The organism is Trinickia sp. HAY1-2D (assembly GCF_056754935.1).
Genome location: NZ_JBPGWX010000002.1, coordinates 3,066,310 through 3,088,422, shown reverse-complemented (window position 1 = coordinate 3,088,422; position 22,113 = coordinate 3,066,310). Strand labels below are relative to the sequence as shown.

General features: G+C 63.9%; 21 protein-coding genes and 1 pseudogene. 19 read left to right on the top strand and 3 right to left on the bottom strand.

The window, feature by feature from the left end:
- The first annotated feature begins 86 nt into the window (after positions 1-86).
- From fabG to nagZ, 17 genes are all read left to right on the top strand, one after another.
- Positions 87-836: a 3-oxoacyl-ACP reductase FabG gene (gene fabG, locus ACR9ZC_RS21410; RefSeq protein ID WP_331574000.1), complete on the top strand. Its 750-nt coding sequence runs from the start codon at positions 87-89 to the stop codon at positions 834-836.
- Positions 837-991: 155 nt separating this feature from the next.
- Entirely contained in the window at positions 992-1,231 is a 240-nt protein-coding gene (acpP, locus tag ACR9ZC_RS21405; protein WP_004197638.1) for an acyl carrier protein, read from the top strand.
- A 155-nt stretch (positions 1,232-1,386) separates the two neighbouring features.
- Entirely contained in the window at positions 1,387-2,625 is a 1,239-nt protein-coding gene (gene fabF / locus ACR9ZC_RS21400) for a beta-ketoacyl-ACP synthase II (RefSeq protein WP_331573998.1), read from the top strand.
- A 15-nt stretch (positions 2,626-2,640) separates the two neighbouring features.
- Positions 2,641-3,105, top strand: a complete 465-nt coding sequence (locus tag ACR9ZC_RS21395) for a hypothetical protein (RefSeq protein ID WP_481581844.1) — start codon at positions 2,641-2,643, stop codon at positions 3,103-3,105.
- Between the two features lie 100 nt (positions 3,106-3,205).
- Positions 3,206-3,805, top strand: coding sequence for an RNA polymerase sigma factor RpoE (gene rpoE / locus ACR9ZC_RS21390; RefSeq protein ID WP_173258364.1), 600 nt, complete (start codon positions 3,206-3,208; stop codon positions 3,803-3,805).
- A gap of 80 nt (positions 3,806-3,885) precedes the next feature.
- Positions 3,886-4,500 (top strand): sigma-E factor negative regulatory protein, encoded by a 615-nt coding sequence (locus ACR9ZC_RS21385; protein ID WP_481581843.1) that lies wholly within the window; start codon positions 3,886-3,888, stop codon positions 4,498-4,500.
- A 4-nt stretch (positions 4,501-4,504) separates the two neighbouring features.
- Positions 4,505-5,569, top strand: coding sequence for a MucB/RseB C-terminal domain-containing protein (locus ACR9ZC_RS21380; protein ID WP_481581842.1), 1,065 nt, complete (start codon positions 4,505-4,507; stop codon positions 5,567-5,569).
- A 19-nt stretch (positions 5,570-5,588) separates the two neighbouring features.
- On the top strand, positions 5,589-7,109 hold the full coding sequence (locus tag ACR9ZC_RS21375; RefSeq protein ID WP_481581841.1) for a DegQ family serine endoprotease: 1,521 nt from the start codon (positions 5,589-5,591) through the stop codon (positions 7,107-7,109).
- Positions 7,106-7,366, top strand: coding sequence for a glutaredoxin family protein (locus tag ACR9ZC_RS21370; protein WP_331573989.1), 261 nt, complete (start codon positions 7,106-7,108; stop codon positions 7,364-7,366). The genes ACR9ZC_RS21375 and ACR9ZC_RS21370 overlap by 4 nt, the downstream gene beginning before the upstream one ends.
- Positions 7,367-7,533: 167 nt before the next feature.
- The gene (gene lepA / locus ACR9ZC_RS21365; protein ID WP_481581840.1) at positions 7,534-9,327 is read left to right on the top strand and encodes a translation elongation factor 4; all 1,794 of its coding nucleotides are present in this window, start codon (positions 7,534-7,536) and stop codon (positions 9,325-9,327) included.
- An 18-nt stretch (positions 9,328-9,345) separates the two neighbouring features.
- The gene (gene lepB / locus ACR9ZC_RS21360; protein ID WP_440562997.1) at positions 9,346-10,239 is read left to right on the top strand and encodes a signal peptidase I; all 894 of its coding nucleotides are present in this window, start codon (positions 9,346-9,348) and stop codon (positions 10,237-10,239) included.
- A gap of 169 nt (positions 10,240-10,408) precedes the next feature.
- The gene (rnc, locus tag ACR9ZC_RS21355) at positions 10,409-11,485 is read left to right on the top strand and encodes a ribonuclease III (RefSeq protein ID WP_481581839.1); all 1,077 of its coding nucleotides are present in this window, start codon (positions 10,409-10,411) and stop codon (positions 11,483-11,485) included.
- Between the two features lie 65 nt (positions 11,486-11,550).
- Positions 11,551-12,450 (top strand): GTPase Era, encoded by a 900-nt coding sequence (era, locus tag ACR9ZC_RS21350; RefSeq protein ID WP_331573981.1) that lies wholly within the window; start codon positions 11,551-11,553, stop codon positions 12,448-12,450.
- Complete coding sequence (gene recO, locus ACR9ZC_RS21345) at positions 12,437-13,342, top strand: DNA repair protein RecO (RefSeq protein WP_481581838.1); 906 nt, start codon at positions 12,437-12,439, stop codon at positions 13,340-13,342. Before era ends, recO begins: the two co-directional genes overlap by 14 nt.
- A complete protein-coding gene (gene pdxJ / locus ACR9ZC_RS21340; RefSeq protein WP_481581837.1) occupies positions 13,339-14,103 on the top strand; it encodes a pyridoxine 5'-phosphate synthase in 765 nt (254 codons plus the stop codon). Before recO ends, pdxJ begins: the two co-directional genes overlap by 4 nt.
- A 38-nt stretch (positions 14,104-14,141) precedes the next feature.
- Entirely contained in the window at positions 14,142-14,549 is a 408-nt protein-coding gene (gene acpS / locus ACR9ZC_RS21335; RefSeq protein ID WP_440562992.1) for a holo-ACP synthase, read from the top strand.
- A gap of 49 nt (positions 14,550-14,598) precedes the next feature.
- A complete protein-coding gene (gene nagZ, locus ACR9ZC_RS21330; protein ID WP_440562990.1) occupies positions 14,599-15,627 on the top strand; it encodes a beta-N-acetylhexosaminidase in 1,029 nt (342 codons plus the stop codon).
- 34 nt (positions 15,628-15,661) lie between these two features.
- On the opposite strand, the gene ACR9ZC_RS21325 is transcribed toward nagZ, so the two are convergent.
- From ACR9ZC_RS21325 to earP, 3 genes and pseudogenes are all read right to left on the bottom strand, one after another.
- Entirely contained in the window at positions 15,662-17,038 is a 1,377-nt protein-coding gene (locus ACR9ZC_RS21325) for a sigma-54-dependent transcriptional regulator (protein ID WP_331573971.1), read from the bottom strand.
- A gap of 325 nt (positions 17,039-17,363) precedes the next feature.
- Positions 17,364-17,921: an elongation factor P gene (gene efp / locus ACR9ZC_RS21320; RefSeq protein ID WP_331573969.1), complete on the bottom strand. Its 558-nt coding sequence runs from the start codon at positions 17,919-17,921 to the stop codon at positions 17,364-17,366.
- Between the two features lie 101 nt (positions 17,922-18,022).
- Positions 18,023-19,218 (bottom strand): annotated as a pseudogene (gene earP, locus ACR9ZC_RS21315) (elongation factor P maturation arginine rhamnosyltransferase EarP).
- Between the two features lie 113 nt (positions 19,219-19,331).
- Between earP and uvrC the strand changes: the two are divergent.
- Entirely contained in the window at positions 19,332-21,356 is a 2,025-nt protein-coding gene (uvrC, locus tag ACR9ZC_RS21310; RefSeq protein WP_481581836.1) for an excinuclease ABC subunit UvrC, read from the top strand.
- A 138-nt stretch (positions 21,357-21,494) separates the two neighbouring features.
- Positions 21,495-22,085, top strand: a complete 591-nt coding sequence (gene pgsA / locus ACR9ZC_RS21305; RefSeq protein ID WP_481582733.1) for a CDP-diacylglycerol--glycerol-3-phosphate 3-phosphatidyltransferase — start codon at positions 21,495-21,497, stop codon at positions 22,083-22,085.
- Positions 22,086-22,113 lie beyond the last annotated feature (28 nt).

Below are 22,113 nucleotides of genomic sequence, written 5' to 3'. Positions count from 1 at the left end.
CCGTTCACCCATTTTTGCGATACAGATCCAACGTCCGGGCGCGGCATGAGCCGAGCGCCGATGCGGGCGGATTACTCGGATAGAACATGGAAAAAGCACTCGACAAACAGACCGCCCTCGTCACGGGCGCCTCGCGCGGCATCGGGCGCGCCATTGCGCTGGAGCTCGCGCGGCAAGGCGCCACGGTAATCGGCACCGCCACGAGCGAAGCCGGTGCGAAGGGCATCGACGAAGCATTTGCGGCTGCGGGCGTCGCCGGGCGCGGTGCGGTATTGGATGTGCGCGACGCGGCGGCGGTCGATGCGCTCATCGATGCCACGGTCAAGGAATTCGGTGCGCTGAACGTGCTCGTCAACAATGCAGGCATCACGCAGGACCAACTGGCCATGCGGATGAAGGACGACGAGTGGGACGCCGTGATCGACACGAACCTGAAAGCCGTCTTTCGGTTGTCGCGCGCGGTATTGCGACCGATGATGAAGGCGCGTGGCGGTCGCATCATCAATATCACCTCGGTGGTCGGCTCGGCGGGCAATCCCGGACAGGTGAACTATGCGGCGGCCAAGGCCGGCGTGGCGGGCATGACGCGTGCGCTCGCGCGCGAGATCGGCAGCCGCGGCATCACGGTCAACTGCGTGGCGCCGGGCTTCATCGACACCGACATGACGAAGGTGCTGCCCGAGGAGCAGCAAACGGCGCTCAAGACCCAGATTCCGCTCGGACGGCTCGGCAGCCCCGAAGACATCGCCCATGCGGTGGCGTTCCTGGCCTCGCCGTTCGCGGGCTACATCACGGGCACGACGCTGCACGTCAATGGCGGCATGTATATGTCGTAACCGAATTCAGGTACCATCCGCGCCTTGGTGGCTCCGACTCTAAAAGGCGCCTTCGGCGCGGCCCATCGGCTAGTCTTGCGCGCGCTTTTTTGCCAGAGCAAACCTGATAAAATGCGCGCACTTGGATTTTTGAACTTTTTTCCCTCGGAGGGGTAATGGACAACATCGAACAGCGCGTCAAGAAGATCGTCGCCGAACAACTGGGCGTCGCGGAAGCCGAAATCAAGAACGAAGCCTCGTTCGTGAATGACCTCGGCGCGGACTCGCTCGACACGGTCGAACTCGTCATGGCACTCGAAGACGAATTCGGCATGGAAATTCCCGACGAGGAAGCGGAAAAGATCACGACGGTCCAACAAGCGATCGATTACGCGCGCGCCAACGTCAAGGCCTAAGGCCTGTCGCATACTTCCCGCACTGCCCGCGTCCGACGCGCGAGTCGCATCAGATGCCTAAGCGGGTGCCGAATTCATAGCCACAGGGCTCACAGGGGCAGGTCCCTGTGGCCGCTGTGGCTTTTGCTTTTGTCATTTATGAAAAAGGGGTTATCGTGAGCCGCCGTCGTGTTGTCGTTACTGGCCTGGGGCTGGTGTCGCCTGTTGGCAATAATGTCGCCGACGGGTGGGCCAATCTGGTGGCCGGCAAGTCCGGCATCGCCACCATCACGAAGTTCGACGCTGCGAACTTCTCGACCCGCTTCGCCGGCGAAGTGAAGGGTTTCAACGTCGAAGACTACATGCCGGCCAAAGAGGCCCGCCATATGGATACGTTCATCCATTACGGCATGGCGGCCGGGGTTCAGGCGATGCAAGACAGCGGCCTCGAGGTGACGGAGGCGAACGCCGAGCGTTTCGGCGTCGTCGTCGGTTCGGGCATCGGCGGGTTGCCGCTGATCGAAGTCACGCAGACGGAGCTGCTCAATCGCGGCCCGCGGCGTATTTCGCCGTTCTTCGTGCCGGCTTCGATCATCAATATGATCTCGGGGCATCTGTCGATGAGGTTCGGCCTGAAGGGCCCGAACCTCGCGCTCGTCACCGCCTGCACGACAGGCCTGCACTGCATCGGCGAGGCTTCGCGCCTCATCGAGTACGGCGATGCCGACATCATGCTGGCGGGCGGCGCGGAAGCGACGGTCTCTCCGCTCGGCATCGGCGGCTTTGCGGCCGCGCGTGCGCTCTCGCAGCGCAACGACGATCCCGCTACGGCGAGCCGTCCGTGGGACAAGGATCGCGACGGTTTCGTGCTCGGTGAAGGCGCCGGTGTCATGGTGCTCGAGGAGTACGAGCACGCGAAGGCGCGCGGGGCGAAGATCTATGCGGAAGTCGCCGGCTACGGGATGAGTGCGGACGCTTATCACATGACGGCGCCGCTCGAAGACGGCGACGGCGCGCGCCGCTGTATGCAGGCCGCGCTGCGCAATGCCGGCGTCAATGCCGACGAAGTCAACTACGTCAACGCGCACGGCACGTCCACGCCGCTCGGCGATATCGCCGAAACGACCGGTATCAAGCGGGCGCTCGGCGAGCAGGCCAAGCGCGTGATCGTCAATTCGACGAAGTCGATGACGGGCCATCTGCTCGGCGGCTCGGGCGGTCTCGAGTCGGTCTTCACGGCGCTCGCCGTGCATCATCAGGTGTCGCCGCCGACGATCAATCTCTTCAACCAGGACCCCGAGTGCGATCTCGATTACTGCGCCAATACGGCGCGCGATGCGAAGATCGACGTGGCGCTGAAGAACTCGTTCGGGTTCGGCGGCACCAACGGTACGCTCGTGTTCAAGCGGGTGTAAGCGATCGGCGAGCCATTGGCCGATAGTCGCGCTACGCTGGCGGCGTATTCGCCGTCAGCGGTTGTTGCGCTGCGGCGTTCGTCTGCACTCCTCGCGGCAACGCTCGGGTTCGCCTCGGTCGCCGCGTTCGGCCTTTATGCGATGCTGGCACCGCTCGCGGGCGCCGCGGCCGGGCTCGTACTATCCCTGGCGTGCTACGCCGCGCTGATGCTCGTGGCGCGTGCGCAGCTGTGGGGGCGGGTCGTCGCGCTCGGTATCGAGTCCGACTCGATCGCCGCCTACGATCGCCGGGGGCATACTCTTGTGCGTGGCCCCATCGTGGGCTGCACTCAGTGGGCGAACCGCCTGCTCGTCGTCGCCATCCGGCCGGAGGGGCGAATCCGGGCGGCATCCCTCGTCGTCGCAGCGGATTCGCTCGATGCCGAGACGTTCCGCTCGCTGGCCGTGCGGGCGCGCAACGCCGCGCATCACCATCTGTAAAGACAGTAACGGCCGTTACAGATGCGGCATGCCGCGTTGATGGGGACGCTACAATAGCGCTCCCGCGAAGCGCATCTTTCCAGGCAAACGGACCCATTCAGTGAGCGAAAAAGAAATTGACCAGGTGCTGGTCGAGCGCGTGCAAAAGGGCGATAAAGCCGCGTTCGAACTCCTGGTCGCCAAATACCATCGCAAGATCATTCGGCTGATCTCGCGCCTCGTGCGCGATCCCGCCGAGGTCGAGGATGTCGCTCAGGACGCGTTCATCAAGGCCTATCGTGCCTTGCCGCAATTCCGCGGCGAGTCGGCCTTCTATACCTGGCTGTACCGCATCGCGGTGAACACGGCCAAGAACTATCTGGCGACGCAAAGCCGGCGTGCCCCCACTTCGACCGAAGCTGACGCGGAAGAGGCTGAAACTTTCTCGGACGCCGATCAACTAAGGGATATCAACACGCCCGAGTCGATGTTGATGAGCAAGCAGATCGCCCAGACGGTCAACGCCGCGATGGCGCTGCTGCCGGAGGAATTGCGCGTGGCGATTACACTGCGCGAGATCGAAGGCTTGAGTTACGAGGAAATCGCCGAAATGATGGGGTGCCCGATCGGCACCGTGCGTTCGCGTATTTTTCGCGCACGCGAGGCGATTGCGGCAAAATTGCGTCCGTTGCTGGATACGCCGGAAGGAAGGCGCTGGTAGAACCGGCGGCGCTTGAAGTACTGGCGTGGCGGCGGACATGGGTAGGTAGATTACGGGGTGTTCGTGAGATGGGGAGCGTCATGGGGTCGGTCTCGATGCAATCGCAAGTGGGCTCGCGCAGCGAGCATCTATCTGCCGTTGTGGATGGTGAATGGGCTGGTGGGCCCGGGCATATCGGCGAATTTCTTGCGGAGCTGAGCGGCGCCGAGCGCGCCGCGTGGTCCGAGTACCACCTCATCGGTGATGCGTTGCGCTCGGACGACCTGGCTGTGCATCCGGTCGCGAGCAGCAACTTTTTGCGCGGTTTCGCGGTCCGGCTCGAAGCCGAACCGCATGTGCTGGCACCCGCCGCGGTTGGCGCGCGTGCATCGGCGCTGCGGGCAGTGAAGCGGCGCGTGATTCCGGGGCTCGCCGTGGCCGCCGCTGCAGCGACGCTGAGCTGGATCGTGCTGCCTCAGCTGCAGCGCGCGGATGCCCCGCACGCCGCAGTACAGATGGCCGCTCAGCCTGCCCGCCACGATGCCGCGCTTCAAGTGGCCGCTGCGGGCGGCCCGGCCGGCTCCGACGGCAACATCATTCGCGATGCAGGGCTCGACCAATACCTCGAGGCGCACCAGCAGTTCGCGCAGCAGCCGATGGTGCCGGGTTCGGCTCCGTTCATTCGCGCCGCCGCGATGACGACGCAAGGTCAATAAACTGATGCCGACCTCGCGAGCAGGGCGTCTTGCCGCCTCGGCGCGGCGGCGCGTCGCATTGTTTTCCGTGGCTGTGTTGTTGCCGGTGGCGCCAGGGGCATTCGCGCAGACCGGGACGGCCCCAGCCTCCGACTCCGCCACCGCAGCCGCCGTCCACGAGCGCGCCGCGGCCTGGCTCGACAGGATTCCGCGCGCGGCGCAGCAGGAAAATTACGAGGGCGTGTTCGTTTATCAGCGCGGCACGTTCGTCCAGTCTTCGCGTATCGCGCACTATGCGACGCGCGGCGACGGCGAGTTCGAGTCGCTCGAAAGCCTCGACGGCAAGCCGCGCAAACTTCTGCGCCATGACGACAGCCTCTACACGTTCGTCCCGGAACGCCATCTTTGCATCCTCGAACAGCGCCAGAACAAGGATTCGTTCCCGGCTTTGCTGAGCGAAAGCGGGCAGCAGGTGCTGGCGACTTACGAGCCGAAGCTGCTGGGCCCCGATCGAGTTGCCGGCATCGATGCGCAAGTGATCGAGCTCGACCCCAAAGACGCCTATCGCTTTACCTACAAGTTCTGGACCGATGCGAAGACGGGGCTTTTGCTGCGGGCCCAGACGCTCGACGCGAGCGCGCAGGTCCTCGAGCAGATATCGTTCACGCAGTTGCGCATCGGCGTACCGGTCAACAAGGCGCCGATTGCGGCGGGCATCCGTAATACGGCGGGCTGGACGCTCGTTCGCCCCCCGTTGCAGCCCGTCGATATGGAGGCGCAAGGCTGGCGGTTCGGTCCCGAAGTACCGGGTTTTCGTAAGATTCGCGAGTTGCGGCGGCCGATGGCGGCCCGCGAAGCCGGCGCGCCGCCGATTCCGGTCGATCAGGCAGTGTTTTCGGATGGCCTCGCGACGGTGTCCGTTTTCGTCGAACCCGTCGAGAAAAGCTCGCGCAAGGAGGGAGCCGGCGCGAGCGGCGCGACGCATGTGCTCGTCACGCGGCACGGGGATTACTGGATCACCTTGCTCGGCGAGGTTCCGCAAGGCACACTGCAGCTCTTTGCCTCTGCCATAAAATACCCGGGCAAGTAACACTTCGGTCGATCCCTTTATGACGATTCATTCGGTGCGCAACTTTCTCGCGGCCGCGGCGATGCTCGCGTGCCTGCCGCTCATTTCGCCTGCGGCAGCGGCCTCGCCGGCGGCCAATCTGCCCGATTTCACGGATCTCGTCGACAAGGTCGGACCGGCCGTCGTCAATATCCGCACGACCGCGCGCGTGTCGAGTTCGCCGACTCAGCGGGCGCTGCCCCCCGGCGCCGACGAAGGCGACATGTCCGAGTTCTTCCGGCGCTTCTTCGGCATTCCGTTGCCCAATACGCCGAACGCACCCAACGCACCGCGCGACCGGGGCGACCGGGGCGACAACGGCGGTGGCCAGGACGGCTCCGACAACGGCGATTCCGAACAAAGCGCGGGCGTGGGTTCGGGCTTCATTCTGTCGGCCGACGGCTACGTGATGACGAACGCACACGTCGTGGACGACGCGGACACCATCTACGTCACGCTGACGGACAAGCGCGAGTTCAAAGCCAAGCTGATCGGCGCCGACGACCGGACGGACGTGGCCGTCGTGAAAATCAGCGCCGCGAACCTGCCGACGGTGACGATCGGGGATTCGAACAAGGTCCGCGTCGGAGAGTGGGTCGTCGCGATCGGCTCGCCGTTCGGCCTCGACAACACGGTGACGGCCGGCATCGTCAGCGCAAAGGGACGCGACACGGGCGACTACCTGCCGTTCATCCAGACCGACGTTGCGGTCAATCCCGGCAACTCGGGTGGCCCGCTCATCGACATGCAGGGGCAGGTGATCGGTATCAATTCGCAGATCTATAGCCGAACCGGCGGCTTCATGGGCATCTCGTTCGCGATTCCGATCGACGAAGCGATGCGTGTGGCGGAACAGCTCAAGACAACGGGCAAGGTGGTGCGCGGACGTATCGCGGTGGCCATCGGCCAGGTCACGAAGGATGTCGCCGATTCGCTCGGGCTGCCGAAGGCGGGCGGCGCGCTGGTGAGCAGCGTCGAGCCGGGCGGGCCGGCGGACAAGGCGGGCATCCAGCCCGGCGACATCATCCTCAAGTTCAACGGCGTACCCGTCGAGGCGGAAACCGACCTGCCGCGCATGGTCGGCGATACGAAGCCCGGCACCAAGTCGACGGTCACGATCTGGCGCAAGGGCCACACGACCGAGCTGCCCGTCGTGGTCGCCGAGACGCCCACCGATAAAACGGTCAAAACCACGGAGCGTCGCGCGCCGCCGCCGAAAGCGCGGCCGCGCAACCTGCTTGGCGTCACGGTGGCCGACCTGCCAGCCGATCAGCAAAAGACGCTCAAGCTGCATAACGGCGGCGTGGAAGTGCAGAGCGTCGAAGGCCCGGCCGCGCGCGTCGGACTGCAAAAAGGCGACATCATCTTGCGCATCGGCGATACGGACATCGCGACGGCGAAAGATTTCGATCAGGCCGTGGCGCATCTCGATCCGCAAAAGACGGTAGCCGTGCTCGTGCGGCGCGGGGACAACACGCAGTTCGTGCCGATGCGCCCTCGCTCGGCGCCGGCTCCGAAGTGACGGGCGGCCCGCGGCTGACGCTGTATGGACGGGCCTGGTGTCATCTGTGCGACGACATGCTCGCGGCCCTTGCACCGCTTGCCGCCGAGTTCGGCGCGCAGGTCGACGTGATCGATATCGACAGCGATCCCGGACTCGAAGCGCGCTATGACGTACTGGTGCCGGTGCTCGTGCATGACGGCGTCGAGCTTTGCCATCACCGGCTCGATGCGGCACGGGTGCGCACGGCGCTCGCCGCAACGCGTACTCCACGATGAGCATCGGCGCGGGCACGGCACGCGCGCCCAGCAGCGTTTGTGCCATGCTTGTCGCCGAAATCCCCCGTCGGACGGCCATTTCAGCTAAAATAGCCCGGTTTTTCACGTACTTACGAGGCGTGCTCCGCGGTTGTCCGAGCGCGCCTTTTTTGCTTGATCGGCACTGAATGGATCATATTCGTAATTTCTCGATCATTGCGCACATCGACCATGGCAAGTCGACGCTCGCCGATCGCATCATCCAAATCTGCGGCGGCTTGTCCGACCGTGAAATGGAATCGCAAGTGCTCGATTCGATGGACCTCGAACGCGAGCGCGGCATCACCATCAAGGCTCAGACCGCGGCGCTCAGCTATCGCGCGCGCGACGGCAAGGTCTATAACCTGAATCTGATCGACACGCCGGGCCACGTCGACTTTTCCTACGAGGTGAGCCGCTCGCTGTCCGCTTGCGAGGGCGCACTGCTCGTCGTCGACGCGAGCCAGGGCGTCGAGGCCCAGACCGTCGCGAATTGCTACACCGCGATCGAACTCGGCGTCGAAGTCGTGCCCGTGCTCAACAAGATCGACTTGCCGGCGGCCAACCCCGAGAACGCGATTGCCGAAATCGAGGACGTGATCGGCATCGATGCGACCGATGCGGTGCGTTGCAGTGCCAAGACGGGGCTCGGTGTCGAAGACGTGCTCGAGGCCCTCATCGCGAAAGTGCCGGCCCCGAAGGGCGACCCGTCCGCGCCGTTGCAAGCCCTCATCATCGATTCATGGTTCGACAACTATGTCGGCGTCGTCATGCTCGTGCGCATCGTCAACGGCATGTTGCGCCCGAAGGACAAGATCAAGCTGATGGCGACCGATGCGCAATTTCCGGTCGAACACATCGGTGTGTTCACGCCCAAGTCGAAGAACCTCGAATCGCTTTCGGCCGGGCAGGTCGGTTTCATCATCGCGGGGATCAAGGAACTGACGGCCGCGAAGGTCGGCGATACGGTCACGCTCGCGGCGAAGCCGGCACCTGCGCCGCTGCCTGGGTTCAAGGAAGTCAAGCCACAGGTCTTCGCCGGGCTTTACCCCGTCGAAGCGAACCAGTACGACGCGCTGCGCGAATCGCTCGAAAAGCTCAAGCTCAACAACGCATCGTTGCAATACGAGCCCGAGGTTTCGCAAGCGCTCGGCTTCGGTTTTCGCTGCGGCTTTCTCGGCCTGCTCCATATGGAGATCGTGCAGGAGCGCCTCGAGCGCGAATTCGACATGGATCTCATCACGACCGCCCCGACGGTCGTCTATGAAGTCGTGCAGCGCGACGGTACGACGATGATGGTCGAAAATCCCGCGAAGATGCCCGACCCGTCGAAAGTCGAAGAGATTCGCGAGCCCATCGTCACGGTGAACCTCTATATGCCGCAGGACTATGTCGGCTCGGTCATCACGTTGTGCACGCAAAAGCGCGGCTCGCAGATCAACATGCAGTATCACGGCCGGCAGGTGCAGCTCACCTACGAAATTCCGATGGCCGAGATCGTGCTCGACTTCTTCGATCGCCTGAAATCCGTCTCGCGCGGCTACGCGTCGATGGATTACGAATTCAAGGAGTATCGCGCGTCCGATGTCGTCAAGGTCGACATGCTGATCAACGGCGACAAGGTCGATGCGCTTTCGGTGATCGTGCACCGCTCGCAGTCGCAGTATCGCGGGCGCGAAGTGGCGGCCAAGATGCGCGAGATCATTCCGCGTCAAATGTACGATGTGGCCATTCAGGCGGCCATTGGCGCGCATATCGTTGCGCGCGAAAATATCAAGGCATTGCGCAAGAACGTGCTCGCGAAGTGTTACGGCGGCGACATCACGCGCAAGAAGAAGCTCCTCGAAAAGCAAAAAGAAGGCAAGAAGCGAATGAAGCAGGTCGGGTCGGTCGAGATCCCGCAGGAGGCTTTTCTCGCAATCTTGCGCGTGGAAGACAAATAACAAAGGATCCCGACTTTCATGAATTTTGCACTGATTCTTTTTGTGCTGGTCATTTTGACTGGCGTGGCCTGGGTTGCCGACAAACTGATCTTTCTGCCGCAGCGGCGGCGCGCGGCCGATGCCGCGGTAGCCGAGTTCGATCGCCAGCAAGCCCGCGTCGGCGAACGCTTCGCCGACGAAAACGCTCCGCAAACCCGTGCGCGGCTGCGCGAAGAAAAGCTGCGCCAGCCCTGGTGGCTCGAATACACGGCAAGCTTTTTCCCGGTGATCCTCGTCGTGTTCCTCGTGCGCTCGTTCGTCGTCGAGCCGTTCAAGATTCCATCGGGTTCGATGGTGCCGACGCTGCTCGTCGGCGATTTCATTCTCGTCAATAAATACGAGTACGGTCTGCGGCTGCCGATCGTCAATACGAAGATCACGGCGGGGCGGCCGCTCGCACGCGGCGATGTCGTAGTGTTCCGCTATCCGAAGGACGAGTCGGTCGACTACATCAAGCGCGCGATCGGCCTGCCCGGCGACGTCGTCGCCTACCAGGACAAGAAACTCACGATCAACGGCCAGCCGGTGCCCGAGACGCCGCTGCCCGATTATTTCGATGAAGAGCGCATCGGTTACGCCAAGCGGTTCGAAGAGTCGTTCGGCTCGCGCAAGAACGCGATTCTGAACAATCCGGCAGTGCCGCCTTTCGTCATCGGCGCCGAGGACTTCCCGTATCGCGACAACTGCACCTACAACAGCCGCGGCGTCATCTGCAAGGTGCCGCCCGGACATTACTTCATGATGGGCGACAACCGCGATAACAGCGCCGACAGCCGCTATTGGGGTTTCGTGCCCGATGCCAACATCGTGGGCCGTGCGTTCTTCATCTGGATGAACTTCAGCAATCTGAAACGCATCGGCTCGTTCGAGTGATTACGAGGCCCGGCCTCGCCGGCCTCGCCGTTTCGTTCTCACTCTCGCTCGACACCGCGCCTCGCGTTCAATCGTGGCGTCGGATCGTTTTCGACGCCACGCGCGTTACGCTTTGCGCGCACCAACCACGCCCAATCGACCGGGCTGACGTGCGCGTTATACTCTGCACATGCCGCTATCTCCGCTGGAAAGCCGGTTGCGCTACGAATTTCGCAATGCGGAATTATTGCGCCAGGCGTTAACTCATCGCAGTCACAGTGCCTCGCACAACGAACGGCTCGAATTTTTGGGCGATTCCGTTCTAAATTGCGCGGTGGCCGCACTATTGTTTCAGCGATTCGGCAAATTGGACGAAGGCGATCTTTCCCGCGTGCGCGCCAACCTCGTCAAACAACAGTCGCTGTACGAGATTGCTCAGGCCCTTAATATCGCGGACAGCCTCCGGCTTGGCGAGGGAGAACTGAGAAGCGGCGGTTTCAGGCGCCCTTCCATCCTTGCGGACGCGTTCGAGGCAATTCTCGGTGCCATCTTCCTGGACGGCGGTTTCGAGGCCGCCCAGACGGTCATCAAGCGTCTGTACGTGCCGATTCTCGATCACATCGACCCGCGCACGCTCGGCAAGGATTCGAAGACGCTGCTGCAGGAGTACCTGCAAGGCCACAAGATCGCGCTGCCGACATACACCGTCGTGGCTACCCACGGTGCCGCCCACAACCAGCAGTTCGAAGTCGAATGCACGGTGCCGAAGCTCGAGGTGAAGGTCTCGGGGTCCGGTGCAAGCCGGCGTGCGGCCGAGCAGGCCGCGGCGAAAAAGGCGCTCGACGAAGTGCTGGCTCTGATGCCGGCCATGGGCGTAAAGACGAAGCGCTCGCGCGGCGCGCGTACGGCCAAGCAGGGTGAGCCCGAGGTCGTGCCGGGCGTGAAGGGCGTGCAGGCTGCGCTCGATCTGCGAACGCCCGAGCGAAAGGACAAAGCGGCGCGCGGCGAAGCCAGGGCCGCCACGGCGGACGCCGAATCGGCCGAGCGCGCGCCAGCCGTGCCGCCGGCGATGATCCGCGCGGCACACGTCGAGCACAAGCCCGCTTCGCGCGGACAAGGCGAGGCGCCGGCCAAGCCGGCGGAGGTGGCGGCCAAGGCGGACGCTTCGAACGTCGCGCCGGACGCGGCCGCCGGTGGCGATACGGAACTCGTCTCCGACATCGCCGGCGGTGCCCGGCCGCACGCGGCCGAACCCGATCATCCATGAGCGAAACCGTGCGTTCGTCGCCCCGAGCGAACGACGCACCCCTATCCGAACCGGCAGCCAGCCACATGAACGACCCCCTCTCCACCGGTTTTCGCTGCGGCATGATCGCGATCGTCGGCCGTCCGAACGTCGGCAAATCGACGCTGATGAACGCACTCGTCGGTCAGAAGATCAGCATCACGTCGCGCAAGGCGCAAACGACGCGCCATCGCATCACGGGTATCCATACGTTCGACGATGCTCAGTACATCTTTGTCGATACGCCGGGGTTCCAGACCCAGCACAGCGGTGCGCTGAACCGTTCGCTGAACCGTGCCGTGACGTCGACGCTCACTTCGGTCGATGCGATCCTGTTCGTCATCGAAGCCGGGCGCTTCGGTCCCGACGACCAGCGGGTACTCGATTTGATTCCGCCGTCGGTGCCGACGCTGCTGATCGCCAACAAGCTGGACCGTGTGGGCGACAAGAAAACGCTGTTCCCGTTTTTTCAGAAAATGGGCGCATTGCGCGATTTCAAAGAGATCGTTCCGCTCTCGGCCAAGCATACTGACGACATCACGCGATTGCTCGCGACGATCAAGCCGTATCTGCCGCAAGGCGAGCCGATCTATGGCGAGGACGATCTGACCGATCGCAGCGAGCGTTTCCTGGCCGCGGAGATTCTGCGCGAAAAGGTGTTTCGCTGGACGGGGGACGAACTGCCTTACACGAGCACGGTGCTCATCGAAAAATTCGAGACCGAGGGCCGTCTGCGTCGCGTGTTCGCGACGATTCTCGTCGACCGCGATTCGCACAAGGCGATGATCATCGGTCAGAAGGGCGCGAAGCTCAAGCAGATCAGCACCGAGGCGCGCCTGGACATGGAAAAACTGTTCGACGGGCCCGTCTACCTCGAGACTTTCATCAAGGTGAAGAGCGGGTGGGCCGATAACGAAGCCGGGCTGCGTGCCTATGGGTACGAATGACACGTGCGTGAGCGAATCGGCCCTCGGGCCGGGTGACGCGGACGGACAATCTGGCCACGGTGAACCCGAGGGCGGCAGCGCACCGACCAACGCCCCGCCGCGCCGGCGCGCCCGGCGTCAGGGCAGCCAGGCGCACGGGGAGTCCCGCGCTGACACCCGCACATCCGCGCGCGCGTCCGAATACCGCATCGCGGAGCAGCCGGCATTCGTCCTGCACAGCTATCCCTATCGCGAAACGAGTCTCGTCATCGATGTGTTTTCGCGCGATCACGGCCGGCTCGCGCTCGTGGCGAAGGGCGCGAAGCGTCCACATTCGGCATTGCGCGGCGTGCTTCAGACGTTCCAGCCGCTTTCCATGTCGTGGTCGGGCAAATCCGAAATGCGTACGCTGACGGGCGCCGAGTGGGTGGGCGGCATGCTGCCGCTTTCCGGCGACGCACTGTTGTGCGGCTTTTACGTCAACGAATTGCTCGTCAAGTTCTGCGCGCGCGAAGACCCGCATCCCCAGCTTTTCCATCACTACGTGGTCACGCTCACCCGGCTTGCGCACGATGAGCCGGCTGTGCAGGTGCTCCGTTCGTTCGAGCGGGTTCTGCTGCGCGAAACCGGCTATGCGATGGCCCTCGATCGCACGACCGCGCGCCGTGCGGTCAACGCCGCGGGCCGTTATGTCTTCGATCCCGAACGCGGCGTGTGCGAAGCGTCGCCCGATATGCCCGCCCACTGGCCCGTCGTCGCCGGACAGACCTTGCTCGATATGGAAAACGACGATTACCATCGCGTGCAGACTGTCGCGCAAAGCAAGACGCTCATGCGCTTTTTGCTCAACACCTATCTTGGCGGCGCGCCGCTTGCGACGCGCCAGATCCTGATCGACCTCCAGAATCTATGAGCTTTTTTCTTACGTCGCCCCTCGTGATCGATCTCGGTGTCAACATCGATCACGTTGCCACGCTGCGCAACGTGCGCGGCACGTCCTACCCCGATCCGATCGAGGCTGCGCTGCTGGCCGAGCATGCCGGTGCGGACGCGATCACGCTGCATCTGCGCGAGGATCGCCGCCACATCCGCGACGCCGACGTCCGAGCATTGCGTTCGCAGCTCACTACGCGGATGAACCTCGAGTGTGCCGTGACACAGGAGATGCTCGACATCGCGTGCGACGTCCGTCCGCACGATGTCTGTCTCGTGCCCGAAAAGCGTGCCGAGCTCACGACCGAGGGCGGGCTCGATGTCGCCGGCCATCTGGAAGCCGTGCGTTCGGCCTGCAGGCAACTGGCCGATGCGGGTGCGCGCGTGTCGCTTTTCATCGATGCGGACGAAGCGCAGATTCGCGCCGCTCACGATGCCGGCGCGTCCGTCATCGAGCTGCACACGGGACGCTATGCCGATGCGCATGACGAGCGCGAGCAACGCGCGGAGTACGAGCGGATCGTGCGCTGCGTTGCGCTTGGCGCGTCGCTCGGTCTGAAGGTCAACGCCGGCCACGGACTGCACTACACGAACGTTCAGCAGATCGCGGCGATCGAGGGCATCGTCGAGCTCAACATCGGGCATGCGATCGTCGCGCGCGCCGTGTTCACGGGATGGGAAAACGCTGTGCGCGAGATGAAAGCCATCATGGTAGCCGCGCGGCTCGCGGCCACGCACTGATTGGCCTTCGGGGCAAGCTGCAAGGACGAAAAAAACGCATGGCGATCTACGGCATCGGCACGGATCTCATCCAGGTAAGCCGCGTCGCGGCGGTGATGACGCGCACGAATGGGCGCTTCGCGGAAAAAGTATTGGGCCCGGACGAATTGCGTGTCTATCATGCCAGGCGCGCGCGCTCGGAAGCGCGGGGGCTGGCCTATCTGGCGACGCGCTTTTCGGCGAAAGAGGCTTTTTCCAAGGCAATCGGGCTCGGCATGCACTGGCCGATGACCTGGCGCGCGTTGCAAACACTGAACGAGGCGAGCGGCAAGCCGTTCGTCGTCGCGTCGGGAGAGCTCGCCGCGTGGCTCGCCGAGCGCGGTATCAGCGCGAGCGTGACCCTCAGCGATGAACGCGACTATGCCGTTTCCTTCGTCGTCGCCGAAACGGGCGCCCCGGCGGACTGAACGCACCGCACGCTTTCCTCTCCTTATTTTTCGCAACGGATCTCAATCGATGAAGCGGATTCCCGGGCCTGTCATGCTCGATGTCGAGAGCACGGTACTCAACGAAAACGATGTACGACGTCTCTCGCATCCCATGACGGGCGGCGTCATCCTGTTTGCCCGCCACTTCGAGGACCGCGCGCAGCTGAAGGCGCTGACCGACGCCATTCGCGCCGTGCGCGAGGAGCTCATCATCGCGGTCGATCATGAAGGCGGGCGCGTGCAGCGCTTTCGCACCGATGGCTTTACGGTGCTGCCGCCCATGCGCCGGCTGGGCGAGCTCTGGGACAAGGACGTGCTACTGGCGACGAAGGTCGCGACCGCGACGGGCTATATCCTGGCGTCCGAATTGCGCGCTTGCGGCGTGGACCTCAGCTTCACGCCTGTGCTCGATCTCGACTACGGTCATTCGCAGGTGATCGGCGACCGCGCGTTTCACCGCGATCCGCGCGTCGTAACCTTGCTCGCCAAGAGTCTGAGCCACGGCCTCGCGCTGGCGGGCATGAGCAACTGCGGCAAGCACTTCCCCGGGCATGGGTTCGCGACGGCCGATTCGCACGTGGCGTTGCCGACCGACGATCGCCCGCTCGATACGATCCTGCGTGACGACGCGGCACCCTATGGCTGGCTCGATCTCGCGCTCGGTTCGGTCATCCCGGCACACGTGATTTATACGCAAGTAGATGACAAGCCGGCCGGCTTCTCGCGCATCTGGCTCGAAGAAATCTTGCGCGGCAAGCTGGGCTTCACCGGTGCCATTTTCAGCGACGATCTGTCGATGGAGGCTGCGCGCGCGGGCGGTACGTTGACGCAAGCGGCCGCGGCGGCGCTGGCAGCGGGCTGCGACATGGTGCTCATCTGCAACCAGCCTCAAGCGGCCGAGACGGTGCTCGAGGAGCTCAGGTATGCGCCGTCGAAGGAATCGGGGCGCAGGATCGGTCAATTGCGCGGGCGCGGCAAGCCGCCCCGATGGGGCAAGCTCGTCGCGCGAGCCGACTATCAGGCCGCGCAAAGGCTGCTGCGCAGCACGCTGGGCTGACGCGACCCCGGTAGGCCGCGGCCTGATGCTCGGTTCAAGCCATCTTCATGCGCTGCAGCTTGTTGTAGAGCGTCTTGGGGCTGATGCCGAGCAGTGTCGCCGCGCGGTGGCGCGTGCCGCCGACCGCATCGAGTGTCGCGCGAATCAGCAAATCCTCGACATCCGAAAGCGGTGTGCCGACCGTCACCTGAACGCTGCCGCCGTTCAAACGCCGGCCGCCGATCGTGGCGGCCTCGTCGGCGCGCAGTGTGTCGACGATATCGTCCGAGACGTTGTAGGCGCGCCGCACGCGCTCATGGAGCTCGCGCACATTCCCCGGCCAGTCGTAACTGAGACATTCACGCATGAGGTTCGGCCCGATGCGCTTGTTGACGGTGGCGAGCCCGCTTGCGTTGATTTCGCGGTTGAGATCGTCGACGAGGGCTTCCGCCAGTAGCACCGCATCGTCGTCGCGCTCACGCAACGGCGGCAGCGCCACGGAAGCCGCATCGAGCCGCAGCCAAAGGTCCTCTCGCAAGACGCCTGCGTTGACCGCTTCGCGAGGCGGTTTGCGCATCGTCGCGACGATCCGGCAATCGAGACTGATCGGATTCGCGCCACCGACACGCGTATAGGTTTGCGAATCCAGCGCACGAACGAGCGTTTCTTGCTGCGCGAGCGGCAGCTCGGCGATCTCGTCCAGAAACAGCGTCCCGCCGGCCGCCTGCTCGAACAGCCCCGGCTCGCGCCGCTCTGCGCCGATACCGGGCTCCTGGCCGAGCAGGATGCTATCGAGCGGCCGATCGTTGTCGGTGTCGCGCGCGAAGCCGCGGCAATCGAAGACCACGAACGGACCCTTGCGACGCCGGCTCATCTCGTGCAGCGTGCGGGCGGCCACTTCTTTTCCGGCTCCGGCTTCGCCGGCAATCAGTACCGCACTTTCGGTGGGTGCGAGGCGCTCGATCGAATCGTAGACGTGCTGAATCGCATTGCTACGTCCTATCATCGGACCGAAGCGGCCGAGCCGGCGCAACTTCGCACGCAATGCCTGAACTTCCTCGGTGAGCTCGTAGGGCCGCGGAATGCGTGCAAGCAGGCTGCGCAGGCGCGGGATGTTGACGGGCTTGAGCAGGTAATCCCAAATGCCGTGGCGCAGCCCTTCGATCGCGCTTTCGACCGTCGCATTGCCGGTCATCACGATCACCGGCAGTACGCCATCCGGCTGGGCGGGGAGGTGCGAAAGGAGATCGAGGCCGCTGCCGTCGGGCAGGTTCAAATCGATGAGCACGACATCGGGAATGAAGCGGCTCAACGCGGCCCGCGCTTCGGCGAGCGAGACGGCGGTGTCGACGGAAAATCCGTCTGCTGCGACGATCGCGGACAGGCCGGACAGGCTGTTGGGATCGTCTTCGACAATCAGAGCATGTGGCATTGCGGGCGGCAATCAATCAATTCAAGGGAGCGGCTCGCCCGGCGGACCGGGCCGGGAGTGGGCCGGGGCTGGGCCGGCGGGCGAAAACGTGAGCCGCAGCGGCAATCATTGCGACAAGCAGGTTTCACGCCATAAACGTTTTTGCTTTCAAAACAGCGGGCTAGCAAAAAACGCCAGGCATCGCTGCGGGTTTGTCGGGCCAGGGACGGAAAAAACGACCGGTAAAGTTTTCTCAACCATACACCACTCATACGAAAAAAAAAGCGCCCCGATGGGGCGCCCGGATTCGGCAGGGTGCTTGCCCTTACTTTTTCTTTCAAACTGCTTACGCGCGGCTGCGGTATTCGTGCGTGCGCGTGTCGATTTCGATTTTGTCGCCGATGTTGCAAAAGAGCGGGACTTGCAGCTCGAACCCGGTATTGATCTTGGCCGTCTTGAGGACCTTGCCCGACGACGTATCGCCCTTCACAGCCGGTTCCGTGTAGATGATTTCGCGCACGACCGTGGTCGGCAGTTCGACGGAGATCGCCTTTTCGTTGTAGAACACGACTTCGCAGACCATGCCTTCCTGGAGATAGTTGAGCGCATCGCCCATCATCTCTTTTTCGACTTCGTACTGGTTGTAGTCGGCGTCCATGAACACGTACATCGGGTCGGCGAAGTACGAGTAGGTCACTTCCTTGCGGTCGAGCACGACGACGTCGAACTTGTCGTCCGCCTTGTAGACCGTTTCCATGCCCGCGCCGGTCAGCAGGTTCTTGAACTTCATCTTGACGACGGCGGCATTGCGGCCCGATTTGTTGTATTCGGCTTTCTGGACGACCATGGCATCGCTGCCGATCATCACGACGTTGCCCGTGCGGAGTTCTTGTGCGATCTTCATAAAAAACACTGTCCTTGCGAATGAGGTTTCCTGTTGCTCAACGGCATCGATCGCTTGAAGACATCGCTTGAAAACGCCAGACCGCCGTTGGAGATAACCGGTTATTTTAACTGGCTTTTTGCAAACTGCGCTAGGTTTGATGTGAGATCGCCGAGCGTCGCGAGCTCATCGGCCCAACTGGCGGCGCGCGCATAAAAGGCTTCCCGGTGGGACCAGAAGTCCGTCCAGTCGGGCGTGCCGGCCCCGTTCCAGGCGTGCCAGAAGCGATCCATCGCCGCGCGAGCCGGGGCCGGCAGCGGGGCCGCATAGTGGGCGAGCGCGGCATCGAGCTTCGGCAGATGGGCGGCGTCGGCTTGCGGGTAGATGTGCCAGACGAACGGCCGCCGCGCCCATTGCGCGCGCACGAAAGAGTCTTCTCCGCGCACGAAATTCAGGTCGCTTGCCCAGAGCATCGCGTCGAAGGCGGCCTGGGGCACGAACGGCAGCGCATGCGCGCGCAGGTTGCCACGCTCCGCCAGTGCGGAGGCCTTGAACGAAGCAAGATCGAAAAAGCGCGCGACCGCACCGGAGTTGCGTCCTTCCGGCACGAGCAATATCACCGGGCCCGGCGCGTCGCGCCATTGCGCGAGCAGTGCTTGCACGGCCGGGTTTTCGTACGCGAACAGCGAGATGACCGTTGCTTCGGGGCCGGGGGCGGCCCGAGCGTCATGCGCTGCCACCACGTCTGGCGCGCTTCGCTGGACGAAAGGAAGCGCGCGCGCGCCGCGTCGAGATCGCGCTCCTTGATGACACCGCCCGTGCCCTGCCCGAGACCGGGGAAGAAAAACGTCTTCACGAGCGCATGGCGGGGATGCGGTGAGGGCTTCAAGTGGACGCCGGCCACCCAGTCCTCGGCGCTCAGGTACTCGAGATTGAGCCAGACCGGTACGCGCTCGCGTCGTGCCATTGCCGCGAGATAGGGCGCCGGCAATTCGCAGGCGAACGCCTCGATGACGACGTCGGCGACTTGCAGCGTTTCGCCGGCATGAACGTCGTGCCATTGCTCGATCTCGATGCCGGCCACTGTCTGTCTCGATGCGGCGACATCGACGGCCGGCTCGAGCCGCGCGAAAGTAGGAAGATCGTCCACGATCAAGCGCACCTGCCAGCCATGTTCGCCGGCGAGCTGGCGGGCCAGGCGCCAGCAGACGCCGACATCGCCGAAGTTATCGATGACGGCGCAAAAGATGTCGCAGGCGAGCACGGACGACGCTGCACTCGCTGGCGCCGAGGCGCTCGGATGGGACGGATCGGACATGATGCAGCGCGCCGCGCGGGCGCGGGAGCCGGCGCAAATGTTCTAAACTGGCGATTCTAAAGCACGCCGTGCCGGCTCGCAGCCACGCGCGGCGCTTTCCGTCCGACATCCGCATGACCGAACCGCACGCCCCCGAACCCGCCTTCGAGCCGAAGCGCATCCTCGCGCAATTGCCGCATATGCCCGGCGTCTACCGGTACTACGACAAGCTCGGTGCAGTGCTTTACGTGGGCAAGGCGCGCGACCTGAAAAAGCGCGTCTCGAGCTACTTCACCAAGACGCAGCTCTCGCCGCGCATCGCGATGATGGTCACGCGCATCGCACGCATCGAAACAACGGTGACGCGCTCCGAAGCCGAGGCGCTGCTGCTCGAGAACAATCTGATCAAGGCGCTGGCGCCGCGTTACAACATCCTGTTTCGCGACGACAAGTCCTATCCCTATCTCAAGCTGACGGGGCACAAGTTTCCGCGCATGGCGTATTACCGCGGAGCCGTCGACAAGAAGAATCAGTATTTCGGGCCGTTTCCGAGCGCGTGGGCGGTGCGCGAAAGCATTCAGATCCTGCAGCGCGTGTTTCAGTTGCGCACGTGCGAGGACTCGGTGTTCAGCAACCGCACGCGGCCTTGCCTGCTGCATCAGATCGCGCGCTGCACCGCGCCGTGCGTCGGTGCCATCAGCGAGGAGGACTATGCGCGCGACGTCGAAAACGCATCGCGCTTTTTGCTCGGCCGCCAAAACGAGGTGATGAAAGAACTCGAGGCCAAGATGCATGCCTTCGCGGCGGAGCTCAAGTTCGAGCAGGCCGCGGCCGTGCGCAACCAGATGAGTTCGCTGTCGACGGTCCTGCATCAGCAGGCGATCGAAGTCGGCAGCGACAGCGATGTGGACATCCTCGCCGTCGTCGCGCAAGGGGGACGCGTCTGCGTCAATCTGGCAATGGTCCGCGGCGGGCGGCACCTCGGCGACAAGGCCTATTTCCCGGCGCATGTCGACACCCCGGCCGGCGTCGAGGAGGCGGCGTTGGAGGCTGCGCTCGATGCGCCCGCGCCGCTCGACGCCGACGACATGCCCGAATCCGGCGTCGCGGCGGGCATCGAAGCCGAGGTCCTCGAAGCGTTCATCGCGCAGCATTATCTCGGCAATCGGGTGCCGCCGGTGCTCGTCGTCAGCCACGCTCCGGCGAGCCGCGAACTCGTCGAGCTCCTGAGCGAGCAGGCGGGCCACAAGGTCACGCTCGTGCGTCAACCGCAAGGCCAAAAACGCGTCTGGCTCGGAATGGCCGAGAACAATGCACGTCTTGCGCTCACGCGGCTGCTGTCGGAGCAGGGCTCGCAGCAAGCGCGTACACGCACACTCGCCGAAACGCTCGGTCTCGAATGCGACGATCTCGCGCATCTGCGTATCGAATGCTTCGACATCAGCCATACGATGGGCGAGGCCACACAGGCATCGTGCGTCGTGTACCGCGATCACAAGATGCAGTCGAGCGAGTACCGGCGCTACAACATCACCGGAATCACGCCCGGGGACGATTACGCGGCCATGCGCCAGGTGTTGACGCGCCGGTACGAGAAGATGGTCGAGTCGGCCGCGGGCAACGCGGACGATCGCGCAGCCGAGCTGCAGGCCGAGGCGGCAACCGATCCGGGGCTCGCCGCCGATGCGGCCGAACCGACCGCGGCCGGCGGCACGCTGCCGAATATCGTGCTGATCGATGGCGGCAAAGGGCAAGTCGAGGTCGCGCGCCAGGTCTTCGCGGAGCTCGGGATCGACCGCTCGATTCTCGTCGGCGTGGCGAAAGGAGAAGGGCGCAAGGTGGGACTCGAGACCCTCGTGTTCGCCGACGGCCGCGCACCGCTGGAGCTCGGCAAGGAGAGCGCTGCGCTCATGCTGGTCGCCCAGATTCGCGACGAGGCACATCGCTTTGCGATTACCGGCATGCGCGCCAAGCGTGCCAAGGCGCGTCAGACCTCGCGGCTGGAAGAGCTCGAGGGCATCGGCGCCAAACGCCGGCAGCGGCTTTTGGCGCGATTTGGCGGGCTGCGCGGCGTGGTGGCGGCAAGTGTCGAGGATCTGGCAAGCGTCGAAGGTATTTCGCTCGCGTTGGCCGAGCAGATCTACAGGCAACTGCACTGAAGGGGCGCGAAGGGCTTCGGCGGCTGAGTTGCCCACCGCCGCGGCTTGGCTGCGGCTTGGCTTGTGGCGGGTCCGTCGACACGGCACAATGGCGTCTCCTTGTTCCGTCAACTTCGCGGGGCCGCCGGCCATTCGCTCATGCCGTTCAATTTTCCGATTTTCCTGACGTGGCTGCGGATCGTGCTGATTCCGCTCGTCGTTGGCGTGTTCTATGTGCCGGACGCATGGATGAGCGAGCCGCATCGCAACGCGGCGGCGTGCGTCATCTTCGTGCTCGCCGCGCTGACCGACTGGTTCGACGGCTATCTCGCCCGCAAATGGAATCAGACCTCGGCGTTCGGTGCGTTTCTCGATCCCGTGGCCGACAAGCTGATGGTGACGGCCGCGCTCCTGATCCTGGTACAGCTTGGCCGAATCGAAGCGGCGATCGCGCTCGTGATCGTGGGGCGCGAAATCGCGATTTCAGCCCTGCGCGAATGGATGGCGCAAATCGGGGCATCGAAAAGCGTGGCGGTCAATCAGCTCGGCAAGTTCAAGACAGCCTGCCAGATGGTTGCGATTCCGATGCTGCTCTTCGAGGCGCCGCTGCGCATCGGCGGGTGGGTCATCGCGACACACGTGTGGGGCGTCTGGCTCATCTATCTCGCTGCCGTCCTGACGATCTGGTCGATGCTGTATTACATGAAGCTTGCCTGGCCTCAAATTCGCGAGCGCGGCGGCATTGTGTAGGCATAGGGCGCAAGGCTCTCGTCGTTCG